Here is an 18,007-nt window from a genome sequence, read left to right as displayed (position 1 = left end):
TATTTTCTTTATTTATCGTATTATAATCATAGTTTTTTGCGGCGTAATAATGATTGTCATTTAAATTGGTGTCTATATTGTATAACAAGCTTTTTAATCAGAGCAAGATCGCTAATATTTTTTAATCACAAATAAAGAATAAATCAATTGATTCGAAAAAATATAGGTGATCTTATATACTCTTTTTGAGAGTAGATACTATGCACCTTGAGAGGTAATTTCTAAAAATTTTCTCAGTAGCTAAATTGAATAAAATATAGACAATACAATTCCTGACAAGATAATGCCGTCATTTTTTCCTGTATCTGTAGCACCGCATGCACCACAGTGATAAGGCAATATGTCGATATCAGTTCTTCCATTGCTGAACCTCGTTATGGGTTACGACTGTCGTACCAGGAAAGCCCTTTTCGTCCTTAAATTATATTTTTGTAAAATTGATGTAAATAATTTGTGATTGTAAACACAAAAATAAGAAAAACATTATTCATTGATAATTAGAAAGAAATAATATTAACAAATTGATTTATAAGAAAATAAAAATAATAACTCTGTAATTATGTTATTTTAGTTAACGATTTGGCCTATTGAATATACATGTATATACAACTATACATTTAACAAATATCCAAAGACCACAAAGGAGCCAGATCGTGACCGCCCAGAATAGTAAATTTCGTAATGTCGATATCCGGGCACCGAGGGGAACAAAATTAACAGCTAAAAGCTGGTTAACCGAAGCTCCTCTACGCATGTTAATGAATAATCTTGATCCAGAAGTTGCTGAAAATCCTCATGAACTGGTGGTGTATGGCGGCATTGGCCGGGCTGCTAGAGATTGGGAATGTTATGACAAGATCATTGAAACATTGAAAAAGTTGGAAGACGACGAAACGTTATTAATCCAATCGGGTAAACCAGTTGGGGTATTTAAAACCCATAGCAATGCTCCACGGGTACTCATTGCAAATTCGAATTTGGTGCCGCATTGGGCGACTTGGGAACATTTCAACGAGTTAGATGCTAAAGGGCTGGCTATGTACGGCCAAATGACGGCGGGTAGTTGGATTTACATTGGCAGCCAGGGAATTGTTCAAGGTACTTATGAAACGTTTGTGGAAGCTGGCCGTCAGCATTATGACGGTAACTTACAGGGTCGTTGGGTGTTAACTGCTGGTTTGGGCGGTATGGGGGGAGCACAACCATTGGCTGCAACATTGGCTGGAGCGTGTTCGCTAAATATTGAGTGTCAGCAAAGCAGAATTGATTTCCGTCTGCGTACTGGTTATGTCGATGAACAAGCGAAAGATCTGGATGATGCCTTGGCTCGGATCGAAAAATACACTCAGGAAGGCAAAGCCATCTCTATCGCTCTGTGTGGTAATGCGGCTGAAGTTTTGCCGGAATTAGTTCGTCGTGGCGTACGCCCGGATTTAGTCACTGACCAGACAAGCGCACACGATCCTCTCAACGGCTATTTGCCAGAAAACTGGAGTTGGGAAGAATACCGCCAACGCGCTATTTCAGCGCCCGAGGAGGTCATCAAAGCAGCAAAATCTTCAATGATGGAACATGTTAAGGCGATGTTGATTTTCCAACAGCAGGGCATTCCTGTTTTTGATTACGGCAACAACATTCGCCAAATGGCATATGAAGTCGGCGTAGAAAATGCTTTCGATTTTCCTGGTTTTGTTCCTACCTACATTCGCCCGTTATTTTGCCGTGGTATTGGGCCTTTCCGCTGGGTAGCGCTTTCCGGCGATCCACAGGATATCTATAAAACTGACGCCAAAGTTAAAGAATTACTCCCCGATGATCAACATTTGCATCATTGGTTAGATATGGCGAGGGAACGCATCAGCTTTCAGGGTTTACCTGCCCGTATCTGTTGGGTCGGTTTAGGGCAACGAGCCAAACTAGGGTTAGCTTTTAACGAAATGGTACGCAGTGGCGAACTTTCGGCGCCGATTGTTATTGGCCGTGACCATCTGGATTCCGGCTCTGTAGCCAGTCCGAACCGCGAAACTGAATCTATGAGTGATGGCTCTGACGCTGTTTCGGACTGGCCGTTGTTAAACGCCTTACTTAACACTGCTAGCGGCGCGACCTGGGTTTCTCTGCATCATGGCGGTGGTGTCGGCATGGGTTTCTCACAACATTCCGGTATGGTGATTGTTTGTGATGGAACCGATGAAGCCGCAGAGCGTATCGCTCGGGTGTTGCATAACGATCCCGCCACTGGGGTTATGCGTCATGCTGATGCAGGTTATGAAATCGCTATCCATTGTGCCAAAGAGCAAGGATTAGACTTGCCGATGCTTAATACAAAATAAGGAACATTATGAAGCAGTTAACTATTTATCCAGGTAAATTGACCCTTGATGAACTACGTCAGGTTTATCTACAACCGGTGAAAATCGCTCTGGATAGTCAGATTTTTCCTGCTATTGATCACAGCGTGGAGTGTGTTAACGCGATTCTTGCTGAAAATCGCACTGCCTATGGAATTAATACCGGGTTCGGGCTATTAGCCAGTACAAGGATCGAAGAAGATGATTTAGAAAAACTACAGCGTTCGTTGGTTGTCTCTCATGCTGCCGGGGTCGGCGAAGCGTTGGACGATAATATGACTCGGTTGATCATGGTATTGAAAATTAACAGCCTCTCCCGTGGTTACTCCGGTATTCGTCTTACAGTTATCCAGGCATTAATCGCGTTAGTCAATGCGGAAATTTATCCTCATATTCCTTGTAAAGGATCGGTGGGGGCTTCTGGTGATTTGGCGCCGTTGGCACATATGAGCCTGTTATTACTTGGGGAAGGGCAAGCGCGTTATCAGGGCGAATGGCTGTCAGCCAAAGAAGCGCTGGCAAAGGCTAATTTACAACCCATTACATTAGCGGCTAAAGAAGGTTTGGCGTTACTCAATGGAACCCAAGTATCCACTGCTTTTGCATTACGTGGGTTATTTGAAGCAGAAGATCTGCTGGCGGCAGCGATAGTTTGTGGTTCTTTATCCGTAGAGGCGACATTGGGTTCACGTAAACCATTTGATGCCCGTGTACATGCGGTACGGGGGCAACAAGGGCAGATCGATGTTGCTGCATTGTATCGTTATGTATTGGAAGAGAGCAGCGAACTATCAGATTCTCACATCAATTGCCCCAAGGTACAGGACCCTTATTCATTACGTTGTCAGCCACAAGTCATGGGCGCTTGCCTGACTCAGTTGCGCCATGCTGCTGAGGTTATTCTGACTGAAGCTAATGCCGTATCTGATAACCCATTGGTGTTTGCTGAGCAGGGCGAGGTGATTTCCGGCGGTAACTTCCATGCTGAACCTGTTGCAATGGCGTCTGATAATTTAGCGCTGGTATTAGCAGAGATAGGTGCATTGTCAGAACGACGTATTGCGTTGTTGATGGATTCACATATGTCACAGCTTCCGCCTTTCCTAGTTGAGAATGGTGGGGTGAATTCAGGTTTTATGATTGCACAGGTGACGGCAGCGGCGCTTGCCAGTGAAAATAAAGCGTTGGCGCACCCGGCGAGTGTTGACAGTTTACCGACTTCGGCCAATCAGGAAGATCATGTATCAATGGCGCCGGCTGCGGGGCGTCGTTTATGGGAAATGGCAGAAAATACCCGAGGTATTCTGGCAGTGGAATGGCTATCTGCCTGTCAGGGAATCGATTTCCGCAATGGCCTGAAAAGCAGCCCGATTTTGGAAGAAGCGCGTAATATCCTGCGAGCGAAAGTAGATTATTACGATCAGGATCGTTTTTTTGCGCCTGATATTGATGCTGCTGTGAAATTATTAGCCGAGCAACATCTCTCCTCATTACTTCCTTCTGGACAGATATTACAGAGTAAAAATAACCATTAAATAAACCAATGGCCGGTGCCTGACCGGCCTGATTGTCACATTTATCTTTCTGATAAAACCCAATAATAAAAGATAAGAGGGTAAATCATGCAAGCCTCATTACAACTAGAGCGAGGACTCAACGCACGTCATATCCGGTTTATGGCGTTGGGTTCTGCGATTGGTACAGGTCTTTTTTATGGTTCTGCTGAAGCAATAAGTATGGCAGGTCCGGCGGTATTGTTAGCTTATTTAATAGGCGGTGCTGCTGTCTTTATGGTTATGCGCGCTTTAGGCGAAATGGCGGTCCACAGGCCGGATGCCGGTTCTTTCGCCAGTTACGCTCATCAATATTTAGGCCCATTGCCCGGATTTATTACCGGCTGGACTTATACTTTCGAAATGATCATCGTTTGTCTGGCGGATGTGACTGCTTTTGGCATTTATATGGGGCTATGGTACCCGGAAGTACCGCGCTGGATATGGGTACTGAGTATTATTTTCATTATTGGCGCACTTAATCTTTGTAAAGTTAAAGTGTTTGGCGAAATGGAATTCTGGTTATCGATTCTGAAAGTTGCTGCAATCAGCGCCATGATTATTGCCGGAACAGGTATTATTCTGTTTGGTTTTAGCGGCCATTTTCAGGCGACGGGAATTCACAATCTGTGGCAACACGGTGGGTTTATGCCTAATGGGTTGGGCGGCATTATTGAGTCTCTGGCTGTTGTCATGTTTGCTTTCGGTGGTATTGAAATTATCGGTATTACATCCAGTGAAGCTAAGAATCCGGCGAAAATGATCCCGCAAGCGATTAACTCTATCCCGTTTCGTATTCTTCTGTTTTATGTATTCACTATTTTTGTATTAATGGCAATTTACCCTTGGAACAGCATCGGCCAAGAAGGTAGCCCATTTGTCGCAATATTTCAGGGGTTAGGCATTGGTTCGGCGGCGAATATTCTGAATATTGTCGTCATTACGGCGGCAATTTCGGCCATTAACAGCGATATCTTTGGTGCTGGTCGTATGATGTACGGTATGGCCGAGAAAGGATTAGCCCATAAAAAATTTATGCATTTAAGCCGTAACGGGGTGCCTTGGGTGACAATCATGGTTATGACGCTGGCATTATTGTGTGCTGTGGTTCTCAATTACTTGCTCCCTAAACAGGTATTCGTGATTATTGCTTCGATTGCGACTTTTGCCACCGTGTGGGTTTGGTTAATGATTTTGCTATCTCAATTTGCTATGCGCAGAAAAATGTCGCCGGGAGAAGTGCAGAAATTACAATTCCCAGTACCGATGTGGCCTGTTGCGCCGATTCTGACCATCGTGTTTATGATATTTATTATTGCTGTTCTCAGTTACTTTCCAGCGACACGTATTGCGTTCTATGTGGGAGGAGTATGGATCGTGCTGTTAACATCCGCCTATTATTTATGGATACGAAAAAATGTCATTATTGTGAGCGCTCAATCAGTCAAAGAAACACAATGTTAAATATGTAGAAACCAAACCGTCTTGTTGTTGAATAAGACGGTTTGAGCTGAAAATTAATTAAAAATCTGCAATAGAACATCCGAGCTGCCTTTTTAATTGTCATTCCTTAATTCATTGCTTGCTGAACATTAGTACTTAAAATTCTATGTCATTAGCCTGATATAAAGCTGATTTGTTTCAATGATCGTGGCAAACTAGCAGGCTAATGAATTTGCAGGGCTGGAGGCGCTTTTGGACAAGATTTTTATCGATGAGGCAGTAGCTGAGTTATATACCATTCAGGATATGTTGCGCTGGTCTGTTAGCCGGTTTAATGCGGCGAATATCTATTACGGGCACGGTACAGACAATCCTTGGGATGAAGCACTGCAATTGGTTCTTCCATCGCTGTTTTTGCCGCTGGATATCCCACAAGAGATGCTAACTACGCGACTGACATCAACTGAACGTCATCGTATTGTCGAGCGGGTACTGCGCCGTATTAATGAGCGCATTCCAGTTGCTTATTTGACTAACAGAGCCTGGTTTTGTGGTCATGAATTTTATGTTGATGAACGGGTTTTGGTTCCGCGTTCACCGATTGGTGAATTAATTAATAATGAATTTACGGGATTGATCCCTGACCAACCTGCCAATATCCTCGATCTCTGCACGGGTAGTGGTTGTATTGCTATTGCCTGTGCATATGCTTTCCCGGAAGCAGAAATAGATGCTGTAGATATTTCCGCGGATGTGCTGGCCGTGACTGAACAGAATATTCAGAATCATAGCCTTGACCACCGGGTTATTCCGATTCGTTCTGATCTGTTCCGCGATATGCCGCCGGTTAAATACGATCTTATTGTCACAAATCCGCCTTATGTCGATGCCGAGGATATGAGCGACTTGCCGGAAGAGTTTCGCCGTGAGCCTGAATTGGGTTTGGCGGCGGGTTCAGATGGTTTGAAACTGGCACGCCGTATTCTGGCGACTGCTCCAGATTTTCTCACTGAACGAGGTGTGTTGATTTGTGAGGTTGGCAACAGTATGGTGCATTTGATTGAACAATATCCTGATGTGCCATTTACCTGGTTGGAATTTGAATATGGTGGTGATGGCGTATTTATGTTGACACGTCAACAGTTGGTTGAACATCACGAACATTTTCGCTTATTCAAAGATTGAATAATTGGATAGGTTGTAACTGCGGTAATAATGCAAAACAGGCAGAGTCAAATAAAAGCACGATTAACAGGAAGGAATTGGGATGGCGGGAAATAGTATCGGGCAATTTTTCCGGGTCGCCACTTTTGGCGAATCTCACGGTTTGGCGTTGGGATGTATTGTCGATGGTGTGCCACCGGGCATTGCAATCACAGAAGCCGATTTGCAAATTGATTTAGATAGGCGTCGTCCGGGGACTTCCCGTTATACAACACAGCGCCGTGAGCCGGATCAGGTTCGCATTCTTTCGGGTGTATTTGAGGGGGTGACGACCGGTACCAGTATCGGTTTACTCATTGAAAATACTGACCAACGTTCTCAGGATTACAGTGCTATTAAAGATGTGTTTCGTCCAGGCCATGCTGATTACACTTATGAACAGAAATACGGTATCCGTGACTATCGTGGTGGGGGCCGCTCTTCTGCGCGTGAAACGGCAATGCGTGTTGCCGCAGGTGCAATAGCGAAAAAATATTTGCTGGATAAATATGGTATTCGTGTCCGTGCCTGTTTGACTCAAATGGGCAATATCCATTGCCAATTGAAAGATTGGGAACAGGTGGAACAAAACCCATTTTTCAGTCCTGATGAGACTAAACTTGAACAACTTGATGCCTTGATGCGTGAACTGAAAAAAGCGGGGGATTCTATTGGCGCGAAAGTGACTGTTGTCGCGGAAAATGTTCCGGCTGGTTTGGGAGAACCGGTTTTTGACCGTCTTGATGCTGATATTGCTCATGCGCTGATGAGTATTAACGCAGTAAAAGGCGTCGAAATTGGTGATGGTTTCGGTGTTATCAATTTACGCGGCAGCGAAAACCGAGATGAAATAACTGCTCGGGGATTCACCAGTAATCATGCGGGCGGGATTCTGGGTGGTATTAGCAGCAGTCAGCCAATTATTGCTCATATTGCATTGAAGCCAACGTCCAGCATTATGGTGCCGGGTAAAACGATTAATCGTCAGGGTGAAGAAGTGGAAATGATCACTCGTGGCCGCCATGATCCTTGTGTTGGTATTCGAGCTGTGCCGATTGCAGAAGCAATGGTAGCTATCGTGCTGATGGACCACCTATTACGCCAGAGGGCGCAGTGTGCTGATATCGAATCCAGCCTTCCTCGCTGGTGAACTTGAGAATGAAGCTAGCCTTGAAAATCCCAGAGACTGAAATGGGTAGCTTGAATATTGATAAGAAGTTGCTGTTGATGGGATGAAATATGGACTGGTTATTGTCGTCAGGTGCGGAAGTTTACATTCTGCTCTTTTTGGTTGCAATGATGGCTGGATTTATTGACTCGATTTCTGGCGGCGGCGGTTTACTAACTATTCCGGCGCTGTTATCCGTTGGCGTCTCTCCGGTACAGGCATTGGCGACAAACAAGTTACAGGCAGTGGGAGGTTCATTTTCTGCCAGCGTCTATTTTGTCCGTTATGGTGCGGTTGATCTCAAATCTCAACGCTTTGCCATATTGATGACATTACTTGGCTCAGTGGCTGGTGCGATTATTGTCCAATTTATAAAGCCAGATTTTCTCTGTCAGCTATTACCGGTTCTGGTCATTATTATTGGTCTTTATTTCCTTTTGACGCCAACTATTGGCAGAGAAGAGCGCCATCGTCGCTTGACGCCTGTGGCATTTGCTTTGCTTGTCGGGAGTGGACTGGGTTTATATGACGGCATATTTGGCCCCGGTGTTGGCTCATTTTATGCGTTAGCTTATGTCGTGTTGTGTGGTTATAACCTGGCGAAATCCACCGCTCATGCTAAAGTACTGAACTTTGCTTCCAATGTAGGTTCATTAGCGCTTTTTATCCTTGGCGGTCAAGTTTTGTGGGTATTGGGCCTTGTAATGTTGGCAGGGCAGGTGATTGGTGCGCGGTTGGGTGCGAGTTTAGTTTTGACTCATGGACAGAAACTGATTCGCCCTATGATTGTCATCATCTCCTTTTTGATGAGTATTAAATTACTGAATGATAATCACGGCGATACGATCCGTAGTTGGCTGGCATTTTATTTTTGATTCAGGGTTTTGTTTTTAATTCATGATAACGCATAACTATCAACAACTTATTGATATTTTCAATCGCTGTTTTGGTGACGAATACAACACACGTTTGGTTAAAGGTGATGGCGAACCTATTTACCTGCCGGCAGATGAAGAGACTCCTTATAACCGAATTGTATTTGCTCATGGCTTCTATGCCAGTGCATTACATGAAATTGCTCATTGGTGCATTGCGGGTCAAGAGCGCCGGAAATTGGTGGATTTTGGTTACTGGTATTGCCCGGATGGGCGTGACGCACAGACGCAAAGTGAATTTGAAAAAGTAGAAATTAAACCACAGGCACTTGATTGGTTGTTTTGTACTGCGGCAGGTTTTCCGTTTAATGTTAGTTGTGACAACCTTGAAGGGGATTTTGAGCCTGATAGATTAGCTTTTCAGCGTAAAGTTCATGATCAGATCATGGACTATTTAGCGCAGGGGATACCTGCAAGAGCGGAGTGCTTTATTCAGGGGCTGCAATCGTTTTACAATACGCCTCCGTTAAAAGCGGAACATTTTCCTTACCCGGAAGATATATTCGCAGAATGAAACTGAATTTGAGGAAAAATGATGCTCGCTGAGTTTGAAACGCGTATTTTAGCGCAAATTGATGACATGGTAGATCACGCCAGTGATGATGAATTGTTTGCTGGTGGTTATCTCCGCGGGCATCTCACTTTAGCGGTAGCAGAATTGGAGCAGGAAGGCGCTCATACGGCTGAACAGCTTCATGACCGTGTTGAAGAAAGTATCCAAACTGCAATTAAAGCGGGAGAACTGGCGCCGCCGGATCAGGTTCTTGTTCTTAATACTTGGCAGCGCCTGCTGGATAATGCTAAAACTCAATAAGTTGAATTAAAGCAATAGAATAGAAAAAACGAGCTACACCCCCACGAAACCATATGAGTTTCTTGGGGGCAGTGCATCAGAAACGGAGACTTAATGGCGATTTTTATTCCTTTTTCCACCATTCAAGAGCAAGCACGAAGTTTCCTTTCAATTAATTCTTGAGCTTCATCCATTATTTGCTGATGTGGGAGAGGTTGGCGCGTATCGTCGAGCGCTTCTTGCACTTAAGCGTGAAACCAGGCGTCGTAAGCTTCTGAGTCAGCAGGTAACACACCATCTTTGACGATATAGGTGGGTAGAATGTGTACCGCATCCGATATGGTTAAGCCTAAATTTGAGAGCTTTTCCATAGCATCGGCCTTGAGTTTATCGTCTACACGAACGTGCAGTATTGATGTTTGAGCAACCATTTTGTCTCCTCCACTTGTCAGATTTTATTATGTGATATCAGCAATAGTATTAAGCTGTCTCCCAAAAGTTACATAAGCATTTCACTGCTTAGGCAGTGCAGTTCCTTATGGCTTTTCAATTTTCACTTTACGTCCTTTCAGTAGTTTTCTAATCCAGAAACGGTTTGGGTGAAGGGCCGCCAGTATTTCATTATCCAATGGTAATGGCTCATCAAAGATCTGTCCTGCAAGAATTTCTGCACTGAGTGGCGCTGAGCATAATCCACGGGAACCTAATGCCCCGATAACAAACAGATTGGAATAACAGGCTGCATCTGTAATGGGGCTCCCTGTGCGGATTTTTTCTGGCAAATCTTGATAATCTGTCATTATCTTATTGAGATCCGGCACATTTCCCACCATTGGCATATGGTCGCGAATAACGCAGCGAATACCTTGGCGGGATTGTTTAGCAGAAACATCAACCTGATTTGTCCATTCGGCATCAGGTAAACATTTCAGCAACCGATCACGGTTTTCCTGCTGTTCTGTTTCAGAATATTCATTATCAAGCCGATGACGCTGATAACTGGCGCCGATACAGTGGTGTTGATTGGCTGGATTAGCCGGTGTCATATAACCATCGTAGCAAAGCACATTTTGCAATTGGCTCAGATCAGTTGTGGTTGGGATGTGACTGACTTGACCACGCACGGCAGTCACTGGCAGTTTCTCGGTTTGTTCAAACTGGGGTAGATGATGACCGTTGGCAATCACTACCGTTTTGTGCTGTGCATTTAACGATTGTCCTTGATGCATGAGATGCAGTTGCCAGCCATATTGGTTGTGGTTAAGCGCAGTAACTTGATGATTGAAGCAACAGAGCATTCCTTGCTGTTGTGCCAACTCTGTTGCTGCTTTAGTGAGTTCAGCCGGACATAGCCATCCGCCCTGTGGATAGTGAATGCCGTGGTGATGAATATCCAGCCCACATTTTTCACTTAACTGGTGACAATTCATATCGATGGCGAGTTCATTCGGCCATTCTGTTGCCAGCATTTTCTCAATTTTATTGCTACTTTTTTCATCATAAGCAAGCTGGCTGACGCCACACCATTGATGGTCGAAATCAATTCCCTGCGCTGATAACTGTTCATATTGGCGGCGGGCAAAGGTGAATGCAGAGGTAAAGAATTTTTCGAGTCCGTTATTACTACCGTTCAGTAGCGGATAAAGCGCTCCCTGGCGATTACCAGACGCACCTTGTGCCGGGGCTGCATCCTGACAATAAAGCGTCACCTGTGCTCCACGACGCAATAGCGCAAGTGCGGTAAGAATACTGGCAATCCCTCCGCCGATAATCGCGATATCATCGGTGTGGCTTGCTGGCGGCCGGGCAAACCAAGGTGCTGGTAATGGCTGATATTTCTGAGTTGCTAGAACTCCAGTCAGCATTTCTCTTTTTCGCCCGAATCCTTTGATTTTACTGACATTAAAACCAGCCTGTTGTAAACCGCGACGGACGACACCAGCAGAAGTAAAGGTTGCAAAGGTGCCTTCTGGATGGGCAAATTGCGCCATTGCGGCAAACAACCGTTCACTCCACATTTGCGGGTTTTTGGCAGGAGCAAAGCCGTCTAAAAACCAGGCATCTATTTTACCGTGAAGACTGGAATCCATTGTGGGCAACAGATCATTGACATCGCCAAACCATAAATCCAATGTGACAGCGCCATTTGCCATAATCAGCCGATGGCAGCCTGCTAGTGGTTGAGGCCATTGCTGGCAAAGTTGCTGTGAAAAAATTCCAAGTTCAGGCCAGCGTTGATGAGCGGCTTTTAAGTCATTGGTTTTCAGCGGATATTTCTCAAAACTGATGAAGTGTAGACGTTTCAATGACGCATCAGGATTTTGCTGTCGAAATAGATCAAAAGATTGCCAAAGCGTCAGAAAATTTAATCCCGTACCGAAGCCGGTTTCCGCGATGACACAGTTAGAACGGGAATGAGTGCTGAATCGTTGGGGAAAGTGGTTGCCATTAAGAAATACATAACGGGTTTCTTCCAGCCCATCCTGATTTGAGAAATAAACGTCATCAAACTGTGTTGAAACTGGAGTACCTTGATCATTCCAACTTAGGGTTGCGTTACAGATAGCAGAATTTTTCACGGTAATGCCTGCAATATTACTGATAATAATGCGATTTTAGCGAGGTTGGGGTTGATGTACCACCTGACGGAAGAAAAGAGTGGAAAAGTGCTGATTTGAACAGCAGCCAGCACCTGTATTTGGACAAGTGCTGGACATTATTGGGCATTATATCAACAATCATTCTGTTCAGCTCTTCGCCAGGTGCCCGGCGGCTAAACATAAAAGCCCTGCGGCAATTCCTTCAACCCAGCGACGGCGATGATCGCTGAATGAGCCTTTTTCCCCCATGCTAGCTATGATGATACCGATTAATCCGTAAATGAGAGCACAGGTAGTGATGAAAATTGCTGAGAGAATAATGGATTGGAGCGTATAGTTGCTGTCCGCAGTGATGAAGTTTGGCAGAATAGCAAAGTAGATTAGCAATCCTTTGGGGTTTAGAAAGCTGGTTAGGAAACCTTTGGTCAGCGAGGTCTTGGCTGATGAGGACGAGAAAATAATTTTGCCGGGATGCATGGCTGAACGAAACATCTGAACCGCTAAATAGGCTAAGTAGACAACGCCAACCCAACGCATCACCTCGAACAGAATTGGTGAGGTTGCCACGATAGCTGTAACACCCAGAGCGCCAAGAACGCTATGTAGACAATAACCGGAGATGATCCCTGCATTGGCACGTAGGGCGGCACTTTTTCCTGCTGACAGACCTTGAGATGCCACAAACATGATATCGGGTCCGGGAGTACAGATTAGCGGCAGTACAGTTGCAGCGAAAATTAACAAGTTCTCTAATTGCATGATTTTTCCTCCATAAATATTTAACAGGCATGCCAATTACTGGATTAGAGCAATTAAGTAGGGCAGGTAGATACTGCAATCAATCTACAAAAGATAATTATTGGTATTTTAATCTAATTTCTATGATATTTTGTGTCTGTTTTTTCAATTTTTATATTAATATTAAAATCTGCGTGATTTATTTTTGGTTTTAATGGAATCGAATGCCAATGAAATTAGATAATATTGATAAACGTATTCTTCGTGCCTTACAACGTAATGGCCGACTCCAGAATGTCGAATTAGCTAAAGAGGTTGGTTTATCGCCATCGCCTTGCTTGCGGCGTGTGCGGTTATTGGAAGAAGCAGGAGTTATCAAGCGCTATGTTGCTGTTCTTGATGGTTCGAAGATCGGCGCTAGTCTTTCATTGTTTGCCCGAATTTGGCTCAAGGCTCAGGATGCAGAGACAATTCAGCGTTTTACCGATGCTATCCAAGAAATGCCTGAAGTGGTGGAATGCCACTTAATGGCAGGAGAATGTGATGCGCTTTTGAGAATTGTTACAGAGGATCTCCACTCTTACCGCCGTTTCCATGCTGAACATCTAACCCGGATCGACAGTATTCAGAGTGTTAAGACGGAAGTGCCGATGGAAACGGCGAAACTTACTCATATGTTGCCAATATGAGTTACCAATCTTTCCCTATGTGTATCTGAATAAAATATTGACTTTGGCAAAGGGAATTATTGAGAAGACATTTGCTTTGATATTGAACGTTTCTCTCTGGGGATATGTTCACTATTAAATAATAAATAGTTTTACACACTATAATATACTCTATTATGAATAAGCTCTTCTCATAATAAAAGTGGAGTGTTCAAGGAAATAATTCCCCGCCAAAGAAGCGGGGTTTGTATTTATAAATGAATATGAAATTCACATAATCTTTTAAATTCTTTTGATTGCCTCTCTTTTAAATGTGAGGCAATCGTATCAATCATTGCTATCACTTTACGCTTGGCCGCTTCTTATTAGCTCGTTTTAAGTCATCTGAGTTTTGCATCGGTGTAGGTATGGATACATCTTTTGAATTGAACTCGGCAATCTCCTTAATATTACTTCTGTATATAGACTCTAATAATCTCTGATTCTTACTGGATATAATCATAATTAGCCCATAAAGTGTAATGAATGCGCCAATTAGGATATGATTTTGTTGTGAAGCAATTGGTTCTATATTGTTAAATTTGTTGCCATATTGTGATAAAGTGTTTGTGTCCATATTAAAAGCCACTAAAATCCATATGATACCAACGCTCAGTAGAAGATAACCAAGTCCTCTCATTATTAACCCCCATTAAGATTATTGGGTAAAATTACTTAGGTCTTACAATGAACCAACTATTTGCATATGACATAGCATAATTACCATCATCTTTTGTATGAATAATGGCTTTATCTGTTGATAAAGTCAGGAAATTTTCTGTTCTAAAACGTTTGTTGCTGTAAGTTTGGATATTTTACGTAATGCAGTCAGTAATATAACATAGGGATTGATTCATTTCATAAAAATTTTATTCACCCTTATTAGTATCAGTTATTAAAATTGTTTCTAATTAGCAATAAAATTAATAAAAATAACAAGTATATCAACTTATATATAAATATAAGCCTGCTAATCATTATTAGAATGCTTGATAAATTCATATATATTGTATTGATATTATTACCCTTGGTCTAAATTTTTGATGTAAATTACAAGTATTTTATGATTTTGTTTTTTTCCAAAATAATTCCTGTCTGAAATTTATTTTTATCTATTAAAATCCGAATGGTTTTTACTGTATTCTATGAAAGTTAACGGTTATTTTGACATGAAAACATATTGGGATTTTTAGAAAGATGAATTTTTCTTCGTAATTTTATCCTGATCGGACTTGTTCAGCGTACAAGTGTACGCTAAAGTGCTACATAGCATAGATAGAAATCCCGCGGATAAACACATTTAATGAGGTATTTAATGAAGCGTGTAGTGATCACTGGCTTGGGTATTGTTTCCAGCATTGGTAATAATCAGAAAGAAGTACTGGCATCTTTGAAAGAAGGCCGCTCCGGGATAACTTTTTCTGAAAAATTCAAAGAGATAGGAATGAGAAGCCATGTCTGGGGGAATGTAAAACTGGATACCACCGGATTAATAGACCGAAAAATTCAGCGTTTCATGAGCGATGCCTCTGTTTATGCTTATCTGGCGATGGATGAGGCAATTAAAGATTCTGGCCTGACTGATGATCAGGTTTCCAATATTCGTAGCGGATTGGTGGTGGGTTCTGGTGGTGGCTCACCATATAACCAGGTTGCGAGTGCTGATGGTATGCGTGCTCGTGGTTTGCGTGGTGTGGGGCCTTATATGGTAACTCGCGCAATGGCTTCCGGTGTGTCTGCTTGCCTTGCAACTCCTTTTAAAATCAAAGGGGTAAATTATTCTATCAGTTCTGCTTGTTCTACTTCTGCTCATTGTATTGGTCATGCGGCTGAACTTATTCAGTTAGGAAAACAGGATATTGTTTTTGCCGGTGGTGGTGAAGAGCTGTGTTGGGAAATGAGCTGTGAATTTGATGCAATGGGCGCACTTTCAACCAAATACAACGAAATGCCAGAAAAAGCATCCCGTACTTATGATAAAAACCGTGATGGTTTTGTTATTGCTGGCGGCGGCGGTATTGTTGTTGTGGAAGAATTAGAGCATGCACTGGCACGCGGCGCACACATATACGCTGAAATTGTTGGTTATGGTGCAACATCCGATGGCGCGGATATGGTTGTTCCATCTGGTGAAGGTGCGGTTCGTTGTATGAATATGGCGCTGCAAGGTGTGAAAGGTTCCATTGATTATGTGAATACGCATGGTACTTCTACTCCTGCGGGTGATTTGAAAGAGTTGGAAGCGATCAGGGGAGTCTTTGGTGATACAACACCGGCAATTTCTGCAACAAAAGCGATGACTGGTCATTCACTGGGCGCTGCTGGTGTACACGAAGCGATTTATAGCCTATTGATGTTAGAGCATGGCTTTATTGCACCGAGTATTAACATTGAAGATCTTGATGATAAAGCGGCAGGCATGAATATCATCACTAAACCTACTGAGCAAAAATTGAATACGGTGATGTCCAATAGTTTTGGTTTTGGCGGAACTAATGCTTCTTTGGTGATGAGCAAATATTTAGGTTGATTCCTCCCATCACAGATTATTTTGGACCAAAAATGGTCATTATTTGATACATCTTAGGTGACTGCGTATAGCGAGTCACCTTTCCATTGTATAGCCCTATTTTTACGTGCTATTCGTATCTTGTCTGTTTCAACAAAAAAGGCCAATATATAATAATATTGAGCACGCAATATCAGCAATATCATTTAATAGCTATTTAACAGTCGTCGGGAATGTTGAATTGCCGATTTGGTAAAGTCGGCATTTTATCGAAAGATGATTCTTGCTATGAATGTTGCAACAAATTGGCGTGTTTCGTTATTCGTTTATATAGAGTGAATTTTAACCCTGTTTTGCTGAGTTTCGATTTTGTATGAAATATAATGTGAATACGGAAATATATTGTTGTTGCGATAGAAAAGCCCATAATATTTTTATGATAATTATAATTTTGTAATATTATGGGGTTTTTCTTATTATGCTTTATTTTCGGTAGCCGCTTGCTGAATGCGGCGCTTACGGACAATTCGTAATATGGGTGGAATAATCAAAACCAGCACTGCCAGGATCAATAAACTCTGAGCAATTGCACTATTCCACAGAATACTAAATTCTCCGTTACTAATAGAAAGCGCGCGACGTAAATTTTGTTCCAGCATTTCTCCTAATACGAAACCGAGGATTAATGGCGACATCGGGAAATTCATTTTCCTCAGAATATAGCCGAAAACACCCAACCCTACCATCAATAGAAGATCAAACGTTGTGCTATGTATGGCATATACACCAACCGCTGAAACAGTAGCAATAGCTGGGACAAGCAACCAAAGTGGAATAGTCAGCATCCGTGTAAACAGACCTATCATTGGGATATTCATAATCAGCAGAATAATATTAGCAATTAATAAAGCCGCAATTAACCCCCAGACAATATCCGGCTGCTCAGTGAACATTCCCGGCCCAGGCGTAATATTATAGAGCGTTAATGCTCCCATCATGACGGCAGTGGTGCCTGAGCCTGGCACTCCTAATGTTAGCATTGGAATAAAGGAGCCGCAGGCCGAGGCATTATTAGCTGCTTCTGGGGCTGCCACGCCGCGAATATCACCTTTACCAAATGAGTCGCTATTCCCACTGAGCTTTTTCTCAGTCATATAGGTAATTGCGCTGGCAATTGTCGCTCCTGCGCCGGGCAAAATACCGACAAAGAAACCGATAAAAGATGATCTAAGCGTTGGTATGGCGCATTCAGCCGCTTCCTTGCGATTGAACAGCAGGCGGCCTGTTTTGCGGATAATGGTTTTGCCGGTTGAGGCGTTTTCTAACATCAGCAGAATTTCGCTGACAGAAAACAGACCTATTACCACAACAATAAACTGTATACCATCTGACAGATGAACACTATCGAAAGTAAAACGATAAACCCCGGTGTTGGCGTCTACTCCGACAGTTGCCAGACCCAATCCTATTAATGCTGCTAATAGTGATTTCAGCGGATTCTGGCTCATCATGCTACCCAGACAAGCAATAGCAAAAACCATAAGTGCAAAATATTCAGCAGGGCCGAAAGCTAGTGACCACCGCGCCAGTAATGGAGCAAATAAAATGATGCCGAAAATTGCCAGCAAAGAACCACAGAAAGAACTCACTGCGGAAATAGACAGCGCCACACCCGCACGACCCTGTTTGGCCATCGGATAACCATCTAGTGTGGTCATAATGGCAGCGGCATCACCAGGAACATTCAGCAGAATCGATGATATACGCCCACCATATTCACAGCCGATATAAACGGTTGCCAGTAAAATCAGGGCAGATTCAGCAGGTAGCTTTAAAGCGAAAGCCAGTGGCAACAGAATCGCAACACCATTAATCGGCCCAAGCCCCGGCAGCAATCCAACAATCGTACCGACAAAACAGCCAATTAAAGCAATAATCAGGTTTTGCGGCACCATTGCAACTGCAAAACCTTGGCTAAGATACATCCACGTTTCCATAAGTTCTCCG

General features: G+C 43.2%; 15 protein-coding genes. 10 read left to right on the top strand and 5 right to left on the bottom strand.

The features are described from left to right. Nucleotides 1-653 precede the first annotated feature (653 nt). The 8 genes from hutU to EAE90_RS07060 all read left to right on the top strand — a co-directional run bounded on the left by hutU (nucleotide 654) and on the right by EAE90_RS07060 (nucleotide 9,467). Nucleotides 654-2,333, top strand: a complete 1,680-nt coding sequence (gene hutU, locus EAE90_RS07095; protein WP_214052918.1) for a urocanate hydratase — start codon at nucleotides 654-656, stop codon at nucleotides 2,331-2,333. Between the two features lie 8 nt (nucleotides 2,334-2,341). Then, entirely contained in the window at nucleotides 2,342-3,886 is a 1,545-nt protein-coding gene (gene hutH / locus EAE90_RS07090) for a histidine ammonia-lyase (protein WP_214052917.1), read from the top strand. 87 nt (nucleotides 3,887-3,973) lie between these two features. After that, nucleotides 3,974-5,368, top strand: coding sequence for an amino acid permease (locus EAE90_RS07085; RefSeq protein WP_214052916.1), 1,395 nt, complete (start codon nucleotides 3,974-3,976; stop codon nucleotides 5,366-5,368). A 231-nt stretch (nucleotides 5,369-5,599) separates the two neighbouring features. Then, nucleotides 5,600-6,532: a 50S ribosomal protein L3 N(5)-glutamine methyltransferase gene (prmB, locus tag EAE90_RS07080; RefSeq protein ID WP_214052915.1), complete on the top strand. Its 933-nt coding sequence runs from the start codon at nucleotides 5,600-5,602 to the stop codon at nucleotides 6,530-6,532. An 82-nt stretch (nucleotides 6,533-6,614) separates the two neighbouring features. Further along, nucleotides 6,615-7,700, top strand: coding sequence for a chorismate synthase (gene aroC, locus EAE90_RS07075; protein WP_214052914.1), 1,086 nt, complete (start codon nucleotides 6,615-6,617; stop codon nucleotides 7,698-7,700). An 89-nt stretch (nucleotides 7,701-7,789) separates the two neighbouring features. Continuing rightward, the gene (locus tag EAE90_RS07070) at nucleotides 7,790-8,593 is read left to right on the top strand and encodes a sulfite exporter TauE/SafE family protein (RefSeq protein WP_214052913.1); all 804 of its coding nucleotides are present in this window, start codon (nucleotides 7,790-7,792) and stop codon (nucleotides 8,591-8,593) included. 22 nt (nucleotides 8,594-8,615) lie between these two features. Then, on the top strand, nucleotides 8,616-9,167 hold the full coding sequence (locus EAE90_RS07065; RefSeq protein ID WP_214052912.1) for an elongation factor P hydroxylase: 552 nt from the start codon (nucleotides 8,616-8,618) through the stop codon (nucleotides 9,165-9,167). 21 nt (nucleotides 9,168-9,188) lie between these two features. Beyond that, nucleotides 9,189-9,467: a YfcL family protein gene (locus EAE90_RS07060; RefSeq protein ID WP_011147393.1), complete on the top strand. Its 279-nt coding sequence runs from the start codon at nucleotides 9,189-9,191 to the stop codon at nucleotides 9,465-9,467. A 224-nt stretch (nucleotides 9,468-9,691) separates the two neighbouring features. Here EAE90_RS07060 and EAE90_RS23680 read toward each other — a convergent pair whose 3' ends face one another. The 3 genes from EAE90_RS23680 to EAE90_RS07045 form a co-directional block, all read right to left on the bottom strand. Next, nucleotides 9,692-9,877, bottom strand: a complete 186-nt coding sequence (locus EAE90_RS23680; protein WP_246550454.1) for a type II toxin-antitoxin system RelB/DinJ family antitoxin — start codon at nucleotides 9,875-9,877, stop codon at nucleotides 9,692-9,694. Between the two features lie 105 nt (nucleotides 9,878-9,982). Continuing rightward, a complete protein-coding gene (gene mnmC, locus EAE90_RS07050) occupies nucleotides 9,983-12,025 on the bottom strand; it encodes a bifunctional tRNA (5-methylaminomethyl-2-thiouridine)(34)-methyltransferase MnmC2/FAD-dependent 5-carboxymethylaminomethyl-2-thiouridine(34) oxidoreductase MnmC1 (protein WP_214052911.1) in 2,043 nt (680 codons plus the stop codon). Between the two features lie 168 nt (nucleotides 12,026-12,193). Next, nucleotides 12,194-12,805 carry a LysE family translocator gene (locus EAE90_RS07045; RefSeq protein WP_214052910.1) on the bottom strand — a complete coding sequence of 204 codons (612 nt, stop codon included), beginning with the start codon at nucleotides 12,803-12,805 and terminating at the stop codon, nucleotides 12,194-12,196. Nucleotides 12,806-13,008: 203 nt separating this feature from the next. Here EAE90_RS07045 and EAE90_RS07040 point away from each other — a divergent pair, with 203 nt between their 5' ends. Continuing rightward, complete coding sequence (locus tag EAE90_RS07040) at nucleotides 13,009-13,473, top strand: Lrp/AsnC family transcriptional regulator (RefSeq protein WP_214052909.1); 465 nt, start codon at nucleotides 13,009-13,011, stop codon at nucleotides 13,471-13,473. Nucleotides 13,474-13,792: 319 nt separating this feature from the next. Here the strand turns inward: EAE90_RS07040 and EAE90_RS07035 are convergent, their stop codons facing one another. Further along, nucleotides 13,793-14,131: a hypothetical protein gene (locus EAE90_RS07035; RefSeq protein ID WP_214052908.1), complete on the bottom strand. Its 339-nt coding sequence runs from the start codon at nucleotides 14,129-14,131 to the stop codon at nucleotides 13,793-13,795. Between the two features lie 675 nt (nucleotides 14,132-14,806). Between EAE90_RS07035 and fabB the strand changes: the two genes are divergently transcribed. Continuing rightward, nucleotides 14,807-16,021 (top strand): beta-ketoacyl-ACP synthase I, encoded by a 1,215-nt coding sequence (gene fabB / locus EAE90_RS07030; RefSeq protein ID WP_214052907.1) that lies wholly within the window; start codon nucleotides 14,807-14,809, stop codon nucleotides 16,019-16,021. 455 nt (nucleotides 16,022-16,476) lie between these two features. On the opposite strand, the gene EAE90_RS07025 is transcribed toward fabB, so the two are convergent. Then, nucleotides 16,477-17,997 (bottom strand): tripartite tricarboxylate transporter permease, encoded by a 1,521-nt coding sequence (locus EAE90_RS07025; RefSeq protein WP_214052906.1) that lies wholly within the window; start codon nucleotides 17,995-17,997, stop codon nucleotides 16,477-16,479. Nucleotides 17,998-18,007: the final 10 nt, after the last annotated feature.

Source organism: Photorhabdus caribbeanensis (assembly GCF_018448885.1).
Classification (GTDB): Bacteria; Pseudomonadota; Gammaproteobacteria; order Enterobacterales; family Enterobacteriaceae; genus Photorhabdus; species Photorhabdus caribbeanensis.
This window is presented reverse-complemented; position numbering and strand designations above follow the sequence as displayed.